Below are 17,022 nucleotides of genomic sequence, written 5' to 3'. Positions count from 1 at the left end.
TCAGGCGCTTCGGGATCGATCCAACCGCGCAGGAAGTCTCTGGAATCCCGCCGACAGGTAGGTGGCGACGGCGGGAACCAGCGAGCTCGGGGTGCAGACCATTGCGCTCGACGAACCCAGCCTCCTGAGCTCGGCCGCCGCGGCGACGCAGATCATCCGGCCATAGCCGCGCCCGCGATGGTCGGCGTGGACACCCATCGGCTCGAGCAGCCCCGGCTTCCCCGGGCCGGCAGACCATACGGTGACCCCCGCCACCGCCACGCCGCGGTCGTCGTACGCGAGAAGGCACCGCGCGTCGGTATAGGGCAGACCGGCCGCCATGGTGCGCCACAGCTCGTCGGTGAACCGAGGGCTGTCCCATGCCGACCGGTGGACGGCCGTGAACTCGGACACCTGCCCGGAACCGACGACCTCGGTTCGCAGGCCGACGTCTTCCACAGCCCCCGAGAGGTCGCGGCGGAGCGGGGTCCACGACTCGCCGGCGACCCAGCCGACCTCGGACAACAGGCCTTGCACCCGGGTGCCGTCCGGCGCCTCGACGGAGACCTTGCCCGCAGGGAGCACGCCACGCTCAGGTTCGGACAGGTCCGAGACCACCTGGTGAGCCAGCTCTTCCTCGCGACGAGCCTCGGGCGCGACGGTCATCCGCACCATCGCGGGACCGTCAAGGAATCCGATGGCGAGGAGCTGTCCGGCCCGGCTCCACGTCCGGACTGCGGCTGCCATCGCCTCCGCGCCGAACTGCCAGTACCAGCCCAGGTCGCCCGGGTGCAGCTGCATCGGCGAGACGTCGGACTGCCAGTCCCGGAGGGCACGCACGACGTCGCCGAGCTGGTCCACGTCCGGTGTGCTCAGCTCGATTGCCACGATGGCGATCAGACACCGTCACACCGGCGCATGCACTCGAATTGCACGTCAGACGCCCCCGAGTCCAGCCTTGCGGGCCTTCACGATCGCACCTGAGCGGTCGGGGACCTGCAGCTTCGTGAAGATGTTCGAGACGTGGTTGCGCACCGTCTTGAGGCTGATCAGCAGCTCGTGCGCGATGGTGGCGTTGCCCTTTCCGGCGGCGATCATCTCGAGCACCTCGCGCTCGCGCTCGGTGAGCGAGGGAAACGTCGTCGCGGTCGAGCCGCCCCCGAGTGCGAAGTGGTTGACCACCCGGGCGGCGATCTCAGGGCCGAAGATGGCCTCGCCCGCGGCCGCCGCACGGATCGCGCGAACGATCTCCTCCTGGTCGGCACCCTTGAGGAGGTAGCCGTGCGCGCCGGCGCGCATGGCGGCGAACACGGAGTCGTCGTCCTCGAACATCGTGAGCACGACGACTGCGGGTGCCGGGGTGCTCCGGTTGATGCGGCGGGTTGCCTCGATGCCGTCCAGATCCGGCATGCGCAGGTCCATGAGGACCACGTCCGGATCGAGCGACCCGGCCAGCTCCACCGCACGCGAACCCGTCTCGGCCATGCCGACGACGTCGAGGTCGTCGCAGTCGACCAGCATGAGCTCGAGCCCTCGCCGGAAGGCCGGGTGATCGTCGGCGACGAGGACGCGAATCATCCGACGACTCCGAGGATGACCTCGTCCGCCAGCGGCAGCACAGCACGCACCACCAGGCCGCCCTCGGGGCGATCCGCGATGGTGCACGATCCACCGAGCTCGGCCGCTCGCTCGGTCATCGATACCCAGCCGACCCCGTGGCCCGCATGCCGGTCCGTGCCGTGACCGTTGTCCGAGATCATGAGCTCGAGCGTCCCGTCGAGCACGAGTGCCACTCTGCAGCGGCTCGCGCCGGAGTGCTTGGCGACGTTGGTCATGGCCTCGGACGCGATCCGGAACGCGGCGACCTCGACGGCCGCCGGGATCGAGGGCAGCGTGGACGGGCTGTCGACCTCGAACACGAGCGAGGGGGTCGACAGCGATGCGGCGCGCTGGCGGATCGCCCCGGACAGTCCCACCTCGTCGATGGCCGGTGGGCGCAGCTCGTCGACCGCGCGGCGGACCTCGGTGATCGCCGCCTTGGTCTCGTCGCGGACCTCGGTCAGGAGGGCGTCCCGCGAGACGACGTCCTGACGCGACCGGGCGGCCTCGAGCTTGAGCAGGATGGCGGCCAGCGACGGCCCGACACCGTCGTGAAGCTCTCGTCGCAACCGCTTGCGCTCTTCCTCGCGGGCGGTGACGATCCGCGAGCGCGAGGACTGGAGCTCCGCGGCCAGGTGCGCGGCGCGAACGGTGACCGCCGCGTAGCGCGCCAGGTCGTGGAGCAGCGCGGTGTCCGCCGACGAGAGGCGGCGACCGGGAGGCACCTCCAGGGCCAGCTCGCCGATGTGCTCGCCGCGGTGGCTGAGGGGGACGCGAACGATCCGGGGGTCATCGGCGGACTCGTGGCCGGGTGCTGTCAGCCAGACGCGGTCGACCTTGAGTGCCTCGCCGACCGAAGCCGTGATCGCCTCGACCACGTGGAGCGGATCTGCTGACTCCAGGCTTGCGCCGAGGCTTCGCAACGCTGCGGCCGGGTCGGAGCGCTGGCCGTAGACCCAGCGCTCGATCCGACGGTGCACCGTCGTGTACGCGGGCTGCATCGCCACCGCGACGACGGCGACGGCGAACGCGCCACCCACGGCGCTGCCTCCGAACAGCTGCTCGGCGCCGGCCAGGAAGAGCGCGTAGACGGCGACGACGCCGGCGACCAGGGTGCCGAAGGTCAGTGTCCGGCTGAGGACCAGCTCGATGTCGAAGAGCTGATAGCGCAGGATCGCGATCCCGATCGTCACGGGGACGGCGATCCCCGGCAGAGCGATCGCGAGACTGACCACCCACGGGTTGTCCCGGAGCGTGAAGTGCCCCACCCAGACGAGCGCGAGCGCGAGCGGCAGGCTCGTCGCGCCCCAGACGAGCCACAAGAGCTGTAGCCGGGCCCGCCCGGAGGATCGGCGCAGCCGGGAACGCACCGCGAGCACGGACCCGACGAACAGCATGAGGGTTAGGAGCAGGCCGATCACGCCGAGGACGGCCGAGACGGGCGTCGGCAGCCAGGTGAGCGGCGGGTCGGTGCCGCCGTGCGCCTCCCGGAAGCCTGTCGCGTCGCCTGCGGAACCCACCAGGAACGCCGCCACCCCGGCCAGCCCGACGAGCATGAATCGGCGCCAGCCCGGCGACGGGCTGTGACCGTCGGGCACCAGGTAGGCGACGAGGACCAACCAGAGGAAGAGGAACACCCAGGCGCCCGATGCGAGCTGATCGGCGGCCGTCGCGGCGCGCGAGGTGCCGGTGCCTTCGTCGATGAGCACGGTGCCGAAGCACACGCCGTGCGCCACCAGCAGCCAACCGATCCGTCGCGGGGCTGGACGCACCAGCACCACGGTTCCGACGAGAACAGAAACCGTGGCCGCCCCGAGTACGACGACGGGGATCATGCGGCGAGTCTGCAACCTTGTCGGGCGGTCCGGAAGGGCTCCCGGGAACTGTTCCCGGTGGAGCCGGGACGCGAAGCTCGTGTGCTCGGGTCGGCGGGCGGGTGATCGTCGAGGCGTCGAGGGGCACGAGGTCCCTCCGCGAACAGGGAGCACATGATGCCTCGCACGACGTTCGACAGACTCCTGCCGTGGAGCGGCGCCGTCGCAGGTGCCTGCTGGATCGGTCAGTCCGTCCTGCAGCGGACCACGACCCAGGACACCCCAGGCACGGCGACCACGGCGGTCATTCGCGACAACCTGGCGCTGAACTTCGCCTCGCAAGGGTGCCTCGTCCTCATGGGCGTCGCACTCCTGTTCTTCGCGACCGCCGTGCGAAGTCTCCTGCGCTCAGGTGAAGCGCGGGAAGCGACCTACTCGAGCGGGGCGTACGGCGGCTGGGTGGTCGCCGTCGCCGGCATCTCGCAGATGGTGGCGTGGAACTGGGGGCTGATCAACGGAGCCGCCGACGCCCACGACGACGCCGCGCTGCACTCGCTGAGCTACGTGGCCTACTTCGGGTGGGCCGGGATGGGGATCGGTCTGGCGGCCGCCTTCATCGCCACCGGGTTGGGCGGCATTCGCGGGTCCGTCCTCCCCAAGTGGTTCGCACGACTTACGATCGTGCTCGGTGTTCTCGGTGGGCTCGGCAACGCGGGCATTCCCCCCGGCGGCCTGGTCAACTACGTGCTGCTGCCGTTCTGGCTCGTCGCCGCGTCGCTGGTCATGGCGAGAAGCAACAAGCGCGCCGCCGAGCAGCTGTCCAGAGTCAGCTCCCCGTGACCACGGCGCCGACGGTTCGGCCCCGCCGTTCCGTTCGACGGGCCTGAAACCGGTGCATGGTCCGCCGGATCGGCGGCAGCAGCTGGAGCAGGCTCGCGGTCGCGAGGACCAGCGTGTTCACGCCGACGAACACGCTCAGCGCCTCGAACCACGTCGTCTGCAGCACCGAGGACGGCAGGGGGTTCCAGCGCCGGACCAGGGGCAGGACGATCACCGCGGGCAGGGCGAGCGCGGTCATCGTCGGCCGCGGGACGTAGTTCCAGCCGGACTTCTTCCCGGTGACGATCTGCACGATCGACATGACGAACGTCGACTGCAGGAACAGCGAGTACCCGAGCTCGATCACCAAGGGGAACGCCAGCAGCCGTCCCCGCCACCCCTCCGACCACGCGGTCACCACGCGTTCCAGCAGGAAGATCAGCCCGATCGTGGTCCACAGCGCCGACCAGCGGAAGCCGTCCGCCGCCAGCAGCGCGATCACCATCAGCAGGAGGTAGGAGTTGAGCGCGATGACCCCGTACGCGAGCCCGACCTGCTGCCACCAGTAGTGGACGGTCGTGCGCGTCATCCCGTACGCGCCGATGTTCTCCAACGCGCCGCGCTGCCAGCGGTTGCGCTGCTTGCGCAGGTCCCGCCACGTCGGCATGACCTCCGTGACGACGCGGCACTCCGACGGCGACGTCATCTGGGCCCCGAGCGACTTCAACGCCAGGGTGAGCTCGTTGTCCTCGGTCATCGCCAGCGTGTCGTAGACGTCCCCGACCGTGCCGGGGATCAGGGAGCCCCTCGCCTCCGCGACGGCGGTCAACGCGTACGCGCGGACCACCGACGCCGTGCCCGTCAGGACGAACACGCGACCTTCGCGCCGGCGCAGGACGCGCTGGTAGCGCGTGAACTCGTTGCGCTGCAGCTGTCCGAGGAGCCGCCCACCGTCCTCGCCGGAGAACAGGCCGCCCACGGCCATCAGGTCGGGGTCGTCGTCCAGCCGGCCGAGCGCCACCTCGAGGAAGTCGGGCGTGATCGTCGAGTCGGCGTCCATCACGAGCACGACGTCCCGCGCACCGGTGGTCGGCAGCAACCGCGTCAGCACCTGGTTGAGCGCACCGGCCTTGGCCTGCGTGTTGCCGACCGTCTCGATGACCTCGATGCCGCGGGCACGGGCGATCTGGACGGTCGCGTCCGTGCAGTTGTCGGCGACGACGATGATGCGGTCCGGTGGACGGCGCTGGAGGGTCAGGGACTCGAGGGTCTTGTCGATGATGGCTTGCTCGTCGTGCGCGGGGATCAGGACGGTGCACCGCAGGACGAGCCCGGCGACGTCGGCCTCGGCGGGAATTGCGGTGTGCGGCCACTCGGGCAGGTCGTCCAGGGCGAGTGTCCGCACGGTCGCGGCTCCGAGGACGCGCCGCAGCAGCCTCGCCGTCCCGATGGGCACCGGCTGCTCGAGGCCGCGACCCCGGGACAGGACGCGCAAGGCGGTGACGGTCTGCTGAGCTGCCATCGCGACCAGGAACGCCGCCAGAACCAGGCCCACGCAGAGGACGATGATCGGGCGCGGCGCGGTCAGCTCGACGTCCACCGGCAGGATGGCGATGACGAGGTCGGCGTCCGGAACGATCCGTGGGGCGCTCGTCGCAAGCAGCCAGATCGCACATCCCAGCAGCAGCGCTGCGGCCAGCGAGAGCAGGAGAGTGGCCCACCCGAGCCGGGCGGCTCGGCGGTGCAAGGCCTCCCCCGGAGGCCGCGTCATCGGCTGTTCCGTCGTAGCGACACCACCGTGCCGACGAGGCCAGACACCACGAGGACCAGGCCGACCCACAGCAGGATCGTGCCCAGACGAGCGAAGCCGCCGATCGCCAGCGCCACCCCGACCAGCGTCAGGATCAGCCACAGCGGCATCGAGCGAACCTCCCACCAGTCGGCCCCCGCCTCTTTGGGAGCCTACCGCCGGGTATGTCGGTGGCCGTCGCCGGTGAGCTCCTGGAAGGCGGCGAGCGCCTCGTCCGCGCGGTCGGTGCCGACGAACCCGTGCTCGGCGCCGTCCAGCTCGACGAGGCGGCACTCGACACCGGCGCGCACGCAGGCGTCGGCGAGCGCGCGTGACTCGGGCAGCAGCGAGTCCAGGGTCCCGACCGCCACGACCGTGCGGGGCAGCCGCCCGGCGAGGAGCTCTAGGCGCGGGGCGTCGGCGAGGTCGGTCACCCGCGCCCACGCTCTGAACGACCACCCGGCCAGCTCGAGGTCGGGCCCGCCAGGCCGCGTGGCGTCGTACGTCGCCATCGTCAGGTCGACGTTCGGGTTGGTCAGCATCAGCCCCGTGAGGGCGACGCTCGACCGTGCCGCGGCGAGGATCGCCACCGCCCCTCCGGCGGAGTCCCCGCACAGGAACAGTCGCGCGAACCCGTCGTCGGCGAGGAACGCCAGGCCGGCCAGGGCGTCCGCCGCGGCGTCGTCGAGCGTCGCCTCAGGCGCGAGGCGGTAGTCCACCGACAGCACGGCGATGCCCAGGGTCTCGGCCAGCCGGCGGCAGTAGCCGTCCTGCAGCTCGAGGTCGCCGAACAGGCCGTACCCGCCGTGCAGGAACACGGCCGCCGATCCGCTCGCGCGGGCGTCGGGCACGTAGCGGCGCATCGGGACGCCGCCGGGCGTCACGTCGTCGACCGCTCCGTCGAAGGGGCGGCGCGGCCGGGCGACCGCGCGCTCGCGGGCGTCATGCCGGAGGCGTTCGACATCGATGAGCACGCCCCCGATTGTGGGGGACGCGGTACACCTCCGCTGTTGCTACTCGGCAGGCTCCAGCGTGGCGCTGCCGTCACCGACGACGATCTCCTGCTCCGGGCACACCGGCCCCGGGATCACGACCGACTGGCCTGTGGTGAACTCGACGGTGACGTCACCGGGCGTGCACCCGTAGTCGAGGATCTCGGCGCCGCCGCCCGCGGTCACCGTGACCTCCTCGTCACCGGTCGACACGGTCACGTCGGCTGGGCCGTCGTTGCGGATGCTGAGATCGCCCGCGCTGCCGCACGCCGTGAGTGTCACGACGACCACCCCGCCGATCGCGAGCCACGTCCGACTGCTGGTCAGCGCCGACATCACTCCTCGATCGCGGCGTCGAGGGAGCGCAGGTGCTGACGGAACGTGGTTCCGTCGCGGTCCCGGGCCGCGAGGTATTCGTCGAAGCGGGTCTGCTCCCGCAGCGTCGTGCCGAGCAGCATGCGCGCGGCCTGGTGGCGCTCGGTGTCCCGGATCCGGGCGGCGACCACGGCGATCTCCGCCGCTCGCGCCGCCGGCAGGAACACCACGCCGTCGTCGTCGGCGAGGACGACGTCGTCGCGGGTGACGACGTGCGTGCCGCACCGGGCCCAGTCGAGGGCGTCGGTGGGCTGGAGGTCCAGGCGTTCGGGCCCGTTGGGGTACGCGCCCAGGCTCACCACGGGCAGGGCGATGGTGCGCAGCTGCGGGGTGTCGCGATGCAGTCCCCAGATGACGATCGCGGCCAGCCCCGCGCGGGCCACCTCGAGAGCGACCAGGTCGCCGACGCAGGCCTCGTCGGTGCGGCCGCCGTTGTCGACGACGAGGACGTCCCCAGGCTCGGCACGCCCGAGGGCCTCGAGGAACACGTCCACGCTGCCGACGTGGCGGACGGGCTGGGCGCGGCCGACCACGTGGATGCCGTCCCACACCGGCCGCAGCTGCGGCGGGGCGCACCGCACGGCGACCCCGAGGCGCAGGCACGCGTCCGCGACGTGCGGGGTGGTCAGCTCGATGAACGTGGTCTGGAGCGTCAGGGCATCCATGGCGGTCCCCTCTCGAGGTCAGGGTAGGGGTGGATGGCGGTCGTCAGGCCTGTTCGAGCAGCTCCTCGGCGCGCTCGGGTCGTCCAGCGGGGCGAGGATCGACGCGTCGACCTCGGTGTGGCTCACGCCTGGGTGGCGAGCGCGTCGTCGGACGTCAGGAGGACGACGTTGCCGTCGGGGTCGTCGACCATCGCGGCATAGGGGCCGGTGGTCTGCTCGGGCGCCATCCGCCCGTGGTAGCCGGCGGCGGTGAGCTCGGCGTACTTCGCGTCCACCGCGGCGTCGTCGCCGAGGTAGAACTCGAACAGCGAGCGGTACCCGCCCCCGCGGGGCACGGCGTGGTCGGGGTCGTAGCGCGCCGCGAACACCGTGTCGAAGAAGATCGTCACGCCGCTGCCCATGCGGTGCAGGACGAACGGTCTGTCGTCCGCCGACGCCGGGATGTCGAGCCCCACCAGCCGGTAGAAGCGCAGCGCGGCGGGCATGTCGCGGACGATCACCCCGAGCATGCTCAGCTGGATCTCCACGGGCCGACCGGTCACCGGACGACGTCGTAGTAGAGGTGCGCCGCGTTGCGGGTGACCACCGTCATGGACTCGTCGAGCCGGAGCGTCAGGCGTGGCCCGCCGTGGAACAACGGCGTCCCCGCGCCGAGCACGAGCGGGGCGACGTGCAGGTGGAGCCGGTCGATGACGGCCTCGCGCAGGGCCGAGCCGCCGAGCTCCCCGCCGCCCATGATGACCACGTGCTTGTCGCCGGCGGCGGCCCTCGCCCGGTCCAGGGCGTCGCTCAGGCCGGTGGTCACGATGGTCATCCGGTCGGTCAGGCGCACGTGGTCCGGTGCCTCGTGGGTGACGACGAAGCACGGCGGCGGGTTGGCCGCGTCGCCCTGGTCGGCGCCGTAGTGCCGGTCGTCGTTCCAGCCGTCCGGGGCGTCGACCACGTCGAACAGGTGACGGCCCATGACGACCGCGCCGGTGACGCCGGCGCCCGTGGCGAGCACCTGGACGTCCTGCGGGGTGCGGTCGCCGATCGCCCACTCGTGCAGGGCGAGCCCGTCGTCGCCGAGCCCGTTCCCCGGACCCGCGTTCGCGGCGGTGACGTAGCCGTCGAGGGAGATCGTGATGTCGAGGATCACTGCCATGCGGTCCTCCTCCTTCTCAACGTATAGCGCGCGGGGGGTCTTGCCGCAAGGTCCCCGTGCGGTCGCAGAATCTCCGACGTGACTCGCCCTACCAGCGCCTTCGACCTGCCCGATCGCCTCGCCGCCAAGGCGGACCCCACCCTGATCGACCGCGACGAGCGGCACTTCGCGGCCATCGCGGAGAGCCTCGAGCAGCAGATCGCGGAGCTGTCCGACCGCCTCGACGCCGAGCGCAAGGCCCCGGGCCGCTCGGGGACGGCGGCCGTGGAGCGGGACCAGGAGATCCGCCGGCTGACCGCGCGCCTGCGCACCCTGCGGCGCTTCGGGCTGGACCTGTGCCTCGGGCGCATCGTCAGCGCCGACGGCGAGACCACCTATGTCGGGCGCCTGGGCCTCACGGACCGCGAGGACCGTCGGCTCCTGCTCGACTGGCGCTCGCCGGCGGCCGAGCCGTTCTTCGGGGCGACGCACGCCCACCCGATGGGGCTGGCCAGCCGCCGCCGGTACCGGTGGACCGGCGGGCGGATCAGCGACTACTGGGACGAGGTGTTCACCCCGAGCGGGTTCGAGGGAAACGCCGCCCTCGACGACCAGTCCGCGTTCATCGCCAGCCTGGGCACCGACCGGTCCGACCGGATGCGCGACGTGCTCGGCACCATCCAGGCCGACCAGGACGCGATCATCCGCGCGGGATCCCGCGGCGCGCTCGTCGTGGACGGCGGTCCCGGCACGGGCAAGACCGTCGTTGCGCTGCACCGCACGGCCTACCTCCTGTACTCCGACCCGCGCCTCGGGCACCGGCGCGGCGGTGTGCTGTTCGTCGGCCCGCACCAGCCGTACCTGGACTACGTCTCGGACGTGCTGCCCAGCCTCGGTGAGGAGGGCGTGCAGACCTGCACCCTGCGCGACCTGGTCGTGGAGGGGGCCGACGCGGGGGTCGAGACCGACGCGGAGGTCGTCCGGCTGAAGTCGTCCGCGGCGATGGTGAGCGCGATCGAGCCGGCCGTCCGGTTCTACGAGAAGCCGCCGATACAGGGCTTCGAGGTCGAGACCCCGTGGGCGGACATCTGGGTGAGTGCCGACGACTGGGCCGAGGCGTTCGAGGCCCCCGAACCCGGCACGCCGCACAACGAGGCGCGTGACCAGGTCCGCGACGCGCTGCTCGAGATCCTCGTGGACAAGGTCGAGGACGACGACATCGAGCGCGACCAGCTGCGGCGCGCGCTGCTGCGCGACAAGGACCTCAACACGGCCCTCAACCGCGCGTGGCCGCTGCTCGAGCCGACCGACCTCGTCGGCGACCTGTGGTCGGTGCCCGCCTACCTGCTGCTGTGCGCGCCGTGGCTCGAGCTCGCCGAGATCCGGCGGCTGCAGCGGCCGGACGCGCAGGCGTGGACGATGTCGGACCTGCCTCTCCTCGACGCCGCGCGGCAGCGCCTCGGGGACCCGGAGGCGTCACGTCGACGACGCCGGCACGAGGCCACGCTCGCGGCCGAGCGCGAGTACATGACCCAGGTGGTCGACCACCTGATCGAGAACGACGACACGGAGCTGCGCCTCATGCAGATGCTGCGCGGGGACGACATGCGCGACAAGCTCGTCGACGAGGCGGGGCTGCCGACCGCCGACCCGGACGCGCTCGCGGGCCCGTTCGCGCACGTCGTCGTCGACGAGGCGCAGGAGCTCACCGACGCGGAGTGGCGGATGCTGCTGAGCCGGTGCCCGTCGCGCAGCCTCACCGTCGTCGGCGACCGCGCCCAGGCCCGGCACGGGTTCACCGAGTCGTGGCGGGAGCGGCTCGAGCGCGTCGGGCTGGACCGGATCGAGCTGGCGTCGCTGAGCATCAACTACCGGACGCCGGAGGAGGTCATGGCGGAGGCGGAGCCGGTGATCCGGGCCGCGCTCCCGGACGTCAACGTGCCGACGTCGATCCGCGGCAGCGGCGTCCCCGTGGTCCACGGCTCCGCGACCAACCGCGACGCGGTCCTGGACGCCTGGCTCGACGCGCACGCCACCGGCATCGCCTGCGTGATCGGCGATCCGACCTTCGTCGGGTCCTCCCGCGTCCGGTCGCTGACCCCCGAGCTGGCGAAGGGTCTCGAGTTCGACCTGGTGGTGCTGGTGGACCCCGAGGCGTTCGGCACCGGGATCGAGGGCGCCGTCGACCGCTACGTCGCGATGACCCGGGCGACGCAGGAGCTGGTGATCCTCACGAGCGCGTGACCCGTGGCACCATCGCCGGATGACGTCGGACTCCCGCCACCTGAGTGTCCACATCGACCGGCCCGTGGCGGAGGTCTACGCGTTCGCGTCCGACCCGGTCAACATGCCCGTGTGGGCGCCGGGCCTCGGCAGGTCCATCTCGCAGGACGGCGACACCTGGTTCGTCGAGACAGCCGAGGGCCGCGTGCAGGTCACGTTCGCCCCGCAGAACGAGTTCGGCGTGCTCGACCACCAGGTGGTGACGCCGTCGGGAGAGACGGTGTACGTCCCGCTGCGGGCGCTCGCGGACGGCCAGGGCACCGAGGTGGTGTTCACCCTGCGCCGTGGCGCCGGGATGACCGACGACGAGCTCGAGCGGGACGCTGCCCTGGTGACCAGCGACCTCGCCCGGCTCAAGGGCGTCCTCGAGCGCGGCGCCTAGCGGAGCCCGACGACGGTCCCCTCGTCGTCGGTGAGGTACTGCCCTGCGCTGAGGTCGACCAGCGTCAGCACGTTGCCGAACAGGTCGGCCACCCGCGCCGCGCGCCCGACGGGGATGTCGAACGCAGGCACAACGACCGTGCCGCCGGCGGCGACGAACTCAGCCACCGCCTGGTCCACCGAGTCCACGAGGAAGTCGACCTCGGGCTCGGGTCGCTCGACCTGCAGGACCAGCTCGGCCCGGTCGCCGGGGAGCCGGACGGCGGCGGCCGTCCCCGTCCGCCACACCAGCGGGTGCCCGAGCCGGTCCCGGTAGAACGCGAGCGCGGAGTCGAGGTCCGGCACCGGGAGCTGCACGCTGTCCACCGCCGCGAGCAGCCCTGCCGACGCGGTCACGTCGGGAGCACCGCGGCGATCGCGCTCACCTCGATGAGGGCGCCCGGCACGCCGAACCCGGCGACGCGGGCCGCGGTGACCAGCGGCGGGGGGCCGTCCACCGCGAGCCGCGGGGCGATGGCGCCGTACGCGGCACCGAGGTCGGCGTCCGCGTCGATGAGCACCGTCCACTGCAGGACGTCGGCGAGCGAGGCGCCCGCGGCCTGGAGCGCCGTCTCGACGTTGTCGATGGTGCGGACGGACTGCTCGGCGACGTCGTCCGAGACGATCGCGCCGGTGTCGTCGACGCCGTTCTGGCCGCCGACGTAGATGGTCGTCGCACCCGCGGGTACGACGACGACATGGCTGAACGCCGGGCTGTTGACCAGTCCGGCCGGTTGCAGGCGTGTGATCTCCATGCGATCCACCGTGGCACGGACCACCGACACGTCACCGACTGAGTGCGGTCTCGGCGGAGAGGCGGGTCATCTTGTGCGGGTTCCGCACCGCGTAGATCCGGGCGATCCGGCCGTCCTCGATTACCAGGCTCATCACCGTGTTCAGCTCGCCGCCGATGTGCACCTGAGCCGCGGGCCCGCCGTTGACCCAGGTGCGCGTCGACACGAAGTCGCCCGTGATCGTCGCCAGGCCGGCCAGGAACGCAGCCACCCTGTCGGCACCGGTGACCGGGCGCAGCGTCGCGCTGACCACCCCGCCGCCGTCGGCCACCACGAGCACGTCCGGCGCCAGAACGTCGAGCAGCCCCTGCAGGTCCCCGTCGCGGATCGCGGCGATGAACCGCTCGACGACCGCCGTCTGCTCCGCCTTGCTCACCCGCTGCCGCGGTCGTCGCGCAGCGACGTGCTCGCGGGAGCGGTGGGCGATCTGGCGCACGGCGGCGGGGGTCTTGCCGACGGCGTCGGCGATCTCGTCGTACGGGGTGTCGAATACCTCGCGGAGCACGAACACCGCCCGACCCGTCGGGTCGAGGGTCTCCAGCACGGTGAGCATCGCGAACGAGACGCTCTCGGCCAGCTCGACGTCCTCGGCCACGTCGGGGCTGGTCAGCAGGGGTTCCGGGAGCCACTCGCCGACGTAGTCCTCGCGCCGCCGCGCCAGCGTGCGCATCCGGTTGAGCGACAGCCGGGTGACGATCCGCACGAGGTACGCCCGCTCGTCGCGTACCTCCCCCCGGGCCGCGGGAGCGAGGTCCGCCCACCGCAGCCATGTCTCCTGCACGACGTCCTCGGCGTCGGCGGCAGAGCCGAGCATCTCGTACGCGACCGTGAACAGCAGGCTGCGGTGCGCCACGAACGGGTCGTCGAGCGCGGCCGAGGGCTCGGTCATGCCTGCGACGCTACGCGGCTCGGCTGGGCCAGGGGCGGCAGGTCGCACGACGCCGCGAACCCCTCGGCCGAGATGCCGAGGGCGGTGTTCGTCCGCGAATAGAGATTGGCCAGCGCGACCCACGACGTGAGCTCGATCAGCGCCGGCGCGCCCAGCTGCTCGAGCAGCCGCGCGGAGAGCTCGTCGGTGACGGTCGGCGGCGTCTGCGACATCGCCTCCGCGTACTCGAGCACGTCGCGCTCGAGCGGAGTGAACACCGTGGACTCGCGCCAGCGCGGCACCTGCTGCGCCTTGGTCATGTCCAGTCCCTCGTTGTTCGCCTGGAAGTAGCCGAGGTCGAGGCACCACGAACACCCGATCAGCGAGGCGGCCGCCATGTGGGCGTACGACTTCAGGTCCTCGTCGCAGGCGTGCCACTTGGCGGACTTCTGGCCCAGGCCCAGGCTGAACTTGAGGACCGCCGGGTTGTTGCCCATGACCCCGAGGGCCTCCGGCACCTTGCCGAACATCTTCGTGCTGAACCTCTTCACCAGGGCCCCGTAGAGCCCGGTGATCTCGGTGGCGGGGATCCGCGTCGTGCTGGTCATGTCGTCCTCCTCGTGTGCTTGTGGCATGAAGACACCGGCCGAGGTGGATCTGTGACAGCGGGGGCTCAGCCCAGCGGCGAGTGGATCGCCCAGCGGTGGCCGAACGGGTCGACCAGCCAGCCGCGCCGTTCGTCCCCCTGGTCGGCCGGCTCGCGGTCGGCGGTCGCTCCGGCGGCGACGGCGGCGGCGTAGACCGCGTCGACGTCGTCCACCTCCAGCACGATCGCGGCGGTGCTGTGCCCGAGGGTCGCGGGCGCGTACGCGCCGAACTCGGGGAACTCGTCGGACAGGTAGAGCGCGTCGTCGTCGATCGTCAGGGAGACGAACCCGATCCGGCCGTCGCCCTCGTCGCGCCCGCCGGTCTCGGTCGCGCCGAACGCGGCGGCATAGAAGGCGATCGCGCTCGCCGCGTCGTGCACCGTCAGGTACGGGACCATCCGCGTCATCGTCGAGCTTTCGTGGTCTGTCTGGTCAGCCGCGCAGCGGCCGACCGCGCGCGTCCCGGGCGAACCTCCCGCGCCGCACCGACAGGTACAGCAGGCCCTCGACGAACCCGCAGACGCCCATCGCGAGGGCCGCCAGGCCGAGCGTGAAGAACCCGGCGACCACCGTGATCGCCAGCATGGTCAGGCCGCGCCGCCAGTAGCCGAGGTACATGCGGTGCAGGCCCAGGCCGCCGAGGAAGACCCCGAGCAGACCGGCGACGACGCGCGAGCGCTGCCAGACCGGGAGTCGGAGCCTCAGCTGCGGCCGCTGCCGCGGGACCCACGGGACCCGCGCGGCGGGCGGAGCGGGGATCGCGTCCTCGACGTCCGGCACGGGGCCGGGCGGGTAGCGGACGGTGGCCGACAGGGGCTGGAACGGGGCATCKGGTGCCCGCTGCGGGCGCCGCGTCACGACGGGACGCTCGACGTCGTCGTCGAGGTCGAGCAGCATCGGGCGGTCCATCATGTCGGTCACGGGGGCTCCCGTGGGTCAGGGGCGGTGGCGGATCATCCGAGAGTAAGCCTGGTGCGGCCGGACCGACAGCGCTACGCGGACGGCTCGACCTCGGGGCGCGACGCGAACAGGTTGAGCCCGAGCGCACCCGAGAGGTAACGCGTCGCCAGCCCGCCGCGGACGCTGTTGCCGGCGGCGTCGAGCCGCGGCGAGAACGTGGCGAGGCTGCCCTTGCCGGGCGCGACGGTCACGATCCCGCCGGAGACCCCGCTCTTCCCGGGCAGCCCGATGCTGAACAGCCACTCGCCGGAGCGCTCGTACAGACCGCTGGTGGCGAGGGCGGCGAGCACGTAGCGGCACACCGACGCGTCGACCACGCGCTCGCCGGTGACCGGGTTGACGCCGCCGTCGGCCAGGGTCGCGCCCATCACGGCCAGGTCCTGTGCCGAGACCAGCAGCGAGCACTGCCGCGTGTAGACGTCGGTGGTCTCCAGGGGGTCGTGGGCGATGCGGCCGTAGCTCTCGAGCAGCCGGGCGATGGCCTGGTTGCGCCGGTTGTGCGCCGCCTCGGAGGCGTACACGTCGTCGTCGAGCGCCAGCGGCCGGCCGGCGAACGCCGAGAGACCGGTCTGCACGAACGCCCACTTCTCGTCCGCGGTCGCGCCGGGCACGAGGCTCGTCGTCGCCAGCGCTCCGGCGTTCACCAGGGGGTTCATCGGGCTGCCCGCGTTGAGTTCGAGCGCCATGACCGAGTTGAACGGCAGGCCGGTGTTGTTCACGCCGATGGCATCGAGCACGGCCTGCGGCCCGAGCGCCTCGCAGACGAGCGCGTAGACGAACGCCTTGGAGACGGACTGGATGGAGAACTGGTGCAACGCGTCGCCCACGCTGTGGGAGGCACCCGTCACCGAGACGATGCTCAGCCCGAAGAGCGCCGGGACGGCTTCGGCCAGGGCCGGGATGTAGTCCGCTACGGCTCCCTCGTCGACACCCGCGTACCGCTCGTGCGCGTCCTGCATCAGCTGCATCACGAGCTCCTCCCGCGGCAGGTGCCCGGTCGAGATCAGCGCAGGGTCGTGGAAGTCGTCAGTCACAGGGGACATACCAGCACACGTCAGCCCACGTCGGGCGGCCTGACGGCGACGGTCACCAGGTGGGAGCTGAGCCCGAGCAGGCTCGGCTCCGCCTCGACGGCGCGCGCGGCGTCGAGTACGACCTCACGGTCGGCGGGGTCGGCCCTCTCGTCGAACACCGGTGCCAGCGACTTGATCCAGTGCGCCATCCCCTCGACGCCGACCGTCTCCCGTACGTCGAGGCCGACCTCGGACGCCTCCGCGGCCAGCTCGTCGGGTCGGTGGAAGTAGGCGGTGGTGAACCAGCGGGGGTCGCCCGTCGGGTTCTGGTGCACACCCGTGGCCAGGTCCTGCGCGACGATCGCGCGGAACGCGGGGTCGAAGAGATAGGCCTGCGCGAGCCCGTCGAACAGGGACGCGAACCGCGAGATCCCCATCGCCAGGACGACGCCACCCGGCACGACGACCCGCGACGCCTCCCGCCACACGGCCAGCCGGTCCGCGCGCTCGGTGAGGTGGTACAGCGGCCCGAGCAGGAGGACGGCGTCGACGGACGCGTCCGGCAGCTCGAGCGTGCGCGCGTCACCGACGGTCGCCGTGAACCGTGGGTGCTCGCCGAGGCGGTCGGTCGCTCGGGCGACGTGACCTTCCAGCAGGTCGACCAGGTGCACCGTGTGACCGTCGGCGAGCAGCCACTCAGAGTGGACCCCGGTCGCGCCGCCGACGTCGAGCACGCGCGCCGCAGACGTGAGGTGGCGCCGGATGATCTCCTGGACTCGGGCGAGCTCGAGTCGGCCCAGCCCTTCGCGGAGGCGCTGGTCCTCGTCGATGGCGGTGTCGTAGTGGTGGTGGATGGGTTCCTCGGCCATCGCGTCACCGTAG

General features: G+C 72.0%; 21 protein-coding genes. 3 read left to right on the top strand and 18 right to left on the bottom strand.

Features of this window, described 5'->3' with window-relative positions:
• The 3 genes from AC1DYZ_RS07820 to AC1DYZ_RS07810 are packed head-to-tail and all read right to left on the bottom strand — an operon-like array spanning position 1 to position 3,413.
• Complete coding sequence (locus AC1DYZ_RS07820; protein WP_477064645.1) at positions 1–867, bottom strand: GNAT family N-acetyltransferase; 867 nt, start codon at positions 865–867, stop codon at positions 1–3.
• 48 nt (positions 868–915) lie between these two features.
• The gene (locus AC1DYZ_RS07815) at positions 916–1,557 is read right to left on the bottom strand and encodes a response regulator transcription factor (RefSeq protein WP_477064644.1); all 642 of its coding nucleotides are present in this window, start codon (positions 1,555–1,557) and stop codon (positions 916–918) included.
• The gene (locus tag AC1DYZ_RS07810) at positions 1,554–3,413 is read right to left on the bottom strand and encodes a sensor histidine kinase (RefSeq protein WP_477064643.1); all 1,860 of its coding nucleotides are present in this window, start codon (positions 3,411–3,413) and stop codon (positions 1,554–1,556) included. The genes AC1DYZ_RS07815 and AC1DYZ_RS07810 overlap by 4 nt, the downstream gene beginning before the upstream one ends.
• 156 nt (positions 3,414–3,569) lie before the next feature.
• On the opposite strand from AC1DYZ_RS07810, the gene AC1DYZ_RS07805 reads away from it, so the two are divergent.
• The gene (locus AC1DYZ_RS07805; protein WP_477064642.1) at positions 3,570–4,232 is read left to right on the top strand and encodes a hypothetical protein; all 663 of its coding nucleotides are present in this window, start codon (positions 3,570–3,572) and stop codon (positions 4,230–4,232) included.
• Here AC1DYZ_RS07805 and AC1DYZ_RS07800 read toward each other — a convergent pair.
• From AC1DYZ_RS07800 to AC1DYZ_RS07770, 7 genes are all read right to left on the bottom strand, one after another.
• Positions 4,219–5,982, bottom strand: a complete 1,764-nt coding sequence (locus AC1DYZ_RS07800) for a glycosyltransferase family 2 protein (protein ID WP_477064641.1) — start codon at positions 5,980–5,982, stop codon at positions 4,219–4,221. The genes AC1DYZ_RS07805 and AC1DYZ_RS07800 overlap by 14 nt on opposite strands.
• On the bottom strand, positions 5,979–6,131 hold the full coding sequence (locus AC1DYZ_RS07795) for a hypothetical protein (RefSeq protein ID WP_477064640.1): 153 nt from the start codon (positions 6,129–6,131) through the stop codon (positions 5,979–5,981). The genes AC1DYZ_RS07800 and AC1DYZ_RS07795 overlap by 4 nt, the downstream gene beginning before the upstream one ends.
• A gap of 42 nt (positions 6,132–6,173) precedes the next feature.
• Entirely contained in the window at positions 6,174–6,974 is an 801-nt protein-coding gene (locus AC1DYZ_RS07790; protein WP_477064639.1) for an alpha/beta hydrolase, read from the bottom strand.
• A 39-nt stretch (positions 6,975–7,013) separates the two neighbouring features.
• Positions 7,014–7,328, bottom strand: coding sequence for a hypothetical protein (locus AC1DYZ_RS07785; protein WP_477064638.1), 315 nt, complete (start codon positions 7,326–7,328; stop codon positions 7,014–7,016).
• Positions 7,328–8,032: an RraA family protein gene (locus tag AC1DYZ_RS07780; protein WP_477064637.1), complete on the bottom strand. Its 705-nt coding sequence runs from the start codon at positions 8,030–8,032 to the stop codon at positions 7,328–7,330. The genes AC1DYZ_RS07785 and AC1DYZ_RS07780 overlap by 1 nt, the downstream gene beginning before the upstream one ends.
• A 122-nt stretch (positions 8,033–8,154) precedes the next feature.
• Positions 8,155–8,574 (bottom strand): VOC family protein, encoded by a 420-nt coding sequence (locus AC1DYZ_RS07775; protein ID WP_477064636.1) that lies wholly within the window; start codon positions 8,572–8,574, stop codon positions 8,155–8,157.
• Positions 8,571–9,176, bottom strand: a complete 606-nt coding sequence (locus AC1DYZ_RS07770; RefSeq protein ID WP_477064635.1) for a dihydrofolate reductase family protein — start codon at positions 9,174–9,176, stop codon at positions 8,571–8,573. The genes AC1DYZ_RS07775 and AC1DYZ_RS07770 overlap by 4 nt, the downstream gene beginning before the upstream one ends.
• A gap of 78 nt (positions 9,177–9,254) precedes the next feature.
• On the opposite strand from AC1DYZ_RS07770, the gene helR reads away from it, so the two are divergent.
• Both helR and AC1DYZ_RS07760 read left to right on the top strand, forming a co-directional pair.
• Positions 9,255–11,399 (top strand): RNA polymerase recycling motor ATPase HelR, encoded by a 2,145-nt coding sequence (gene helR / locus AC1DYZ_RS07765; protein WP_477064634.1) that lies wholly within the window; start codon positions 9,255–9,257, stop codon positions 11,397–11,399.
• Between the two features lie 19 nt (positions 11,400–11,418).
• Positions 11,419–11,820: an SRPBCC family protein gene (locus AC1DYZ_RS07760; RefSeq protein ID WP_477064633.1), complete on the top strand. Its 402-nt coding sequence runs from the start codon at positions 11,419–11,421 to the stop codon at positions 11,818–11,820.
• On the opposite strand, the gene AC1DYZ_RS07755 is transcribed toward AC1DYZ_RS07760, so the two are convergent.
• The 8 genes from AC1DYZ_RS07755 to AC1DYZ_RS07720 all read right to left on the bottom strand — a co-directional run bounded on the left by AC1DYZ_RS07755 (position 11,817) and on the right by AC1DYZ_RS07720 (position 17,009).
• The gene (locus AC1DYZ_RS07755; RefSeq protein ID WP_477064632.1) at positions 11,817–12,215 is read right to left on the bottom strand and encodes a VOC family protein; all 399 of its coding nucleotides are present in this window, start codon (positions 12,213–12,215) and stop codon (positions 11,817–11,819) included. The two genes, AC1DYZ_RS07760 and AC1DYZ_RS07755, sit on opposite strands and share 4 nt — an antisense overlap.
• Positions 12,212–12,613: a RidA family protein gene (locus AC1DYZ_RS07750; RefSeq protein WP_456826122.1), complete on the bottom strand. Its 402-nt coding sequence runs from the start codon at positions 12,611–12,613 to the stop codon at positions 12,212–12,214. Before AC1DYZ_RS07750 ends, AC1DYZ_RS07755 begins: the two co-directional genes overlap by 4 nt.
• 31 nt (positions 12,614–12,644) lie before the next feature.
• Positions 12,645–13,541, bottom strand: coding sequence for an RNA polymerase sigma-70 factor (locus AC1DYZ_RS07745; RefSeq protein ID WP_477064631.1), 897 nt, complete (start codon positions 13,539–13,541; stop codon positions 12,645–12,647).
• Entirely contained in the window at positions 13,538–14,128 is a 591-nt protein-coding gene (locus tag AC1DYZ_RS07740; RefSeq protein WP_477064630.1) for a carboxymuconolactone decarboxylase family protein, read from the bottom strand. Before AC1DYZ_RS07740 ends, AC1DYZ_RS07745 begins: the two co-directional genes overlap by 4 nt.
• 65 nt (positions 14,129–14,193) lie before the next feature.
• Positions 14,194–14,565 carry a VOC family protein gene (locus AC1DYZ_RS07735; protein WP_477064629.1) on the bottom strand — a complete coding sequence of 124 codons (372 nt, stop codon included), beginning with the start codon at positions 14,563–14,565 and terminating at the stop codon, positions 14,194–14,196.
• Positions 14,566–14,599: 34 nt separating this feature from the next.
• Entirely contained in the window at positions 14,600–15,079 is a 480-nt protein-coding gene (locus AC1DYZ_RS07730) for an NINE protein (RefSeq protein ID WP_477064768.1), read from the bottom strand.
• An 80-nt stretch (positions 15,080–15,159) separates the two neighbouring features.
• Positions 15,160–16,170 carry a glutaminase A gene (gene glsA / locus AC1DYZ_RS07725; protein WP_477064628.1) on the bottom strand — a complete coding sequence of 337 codons (1,011 nt, stop codon included), beginning with the start codon at positions 16,168–16,170 and terminating at the stop codon, positions 15,160–15,162.
• A gap of 11 nt (positions 16,171–16,181) precedes the next feature.
• The gene (locus AC1DYZ_RS07720; protein WP_477064627.1) at positions 16,182–17,009 is read right to left on the bottom strand and encodes a class I SAM-dependent methyltransferase; all 828 of its coding nucleotides are present in this window, start codon (positions 17,007–17,009) and stop codon (positions 16,182–16,184) included.
• Positions 17,010–17,022: the final 13 nt, after the last annotated feature.

This window comes from Cellulomonas sp. P1_C4 (assembly GCF_056406355.1).
Note: the sequence above shows the minus strand (reverse complement) of the source record. Positions and strands in the feature narration are given on the sequence as shown.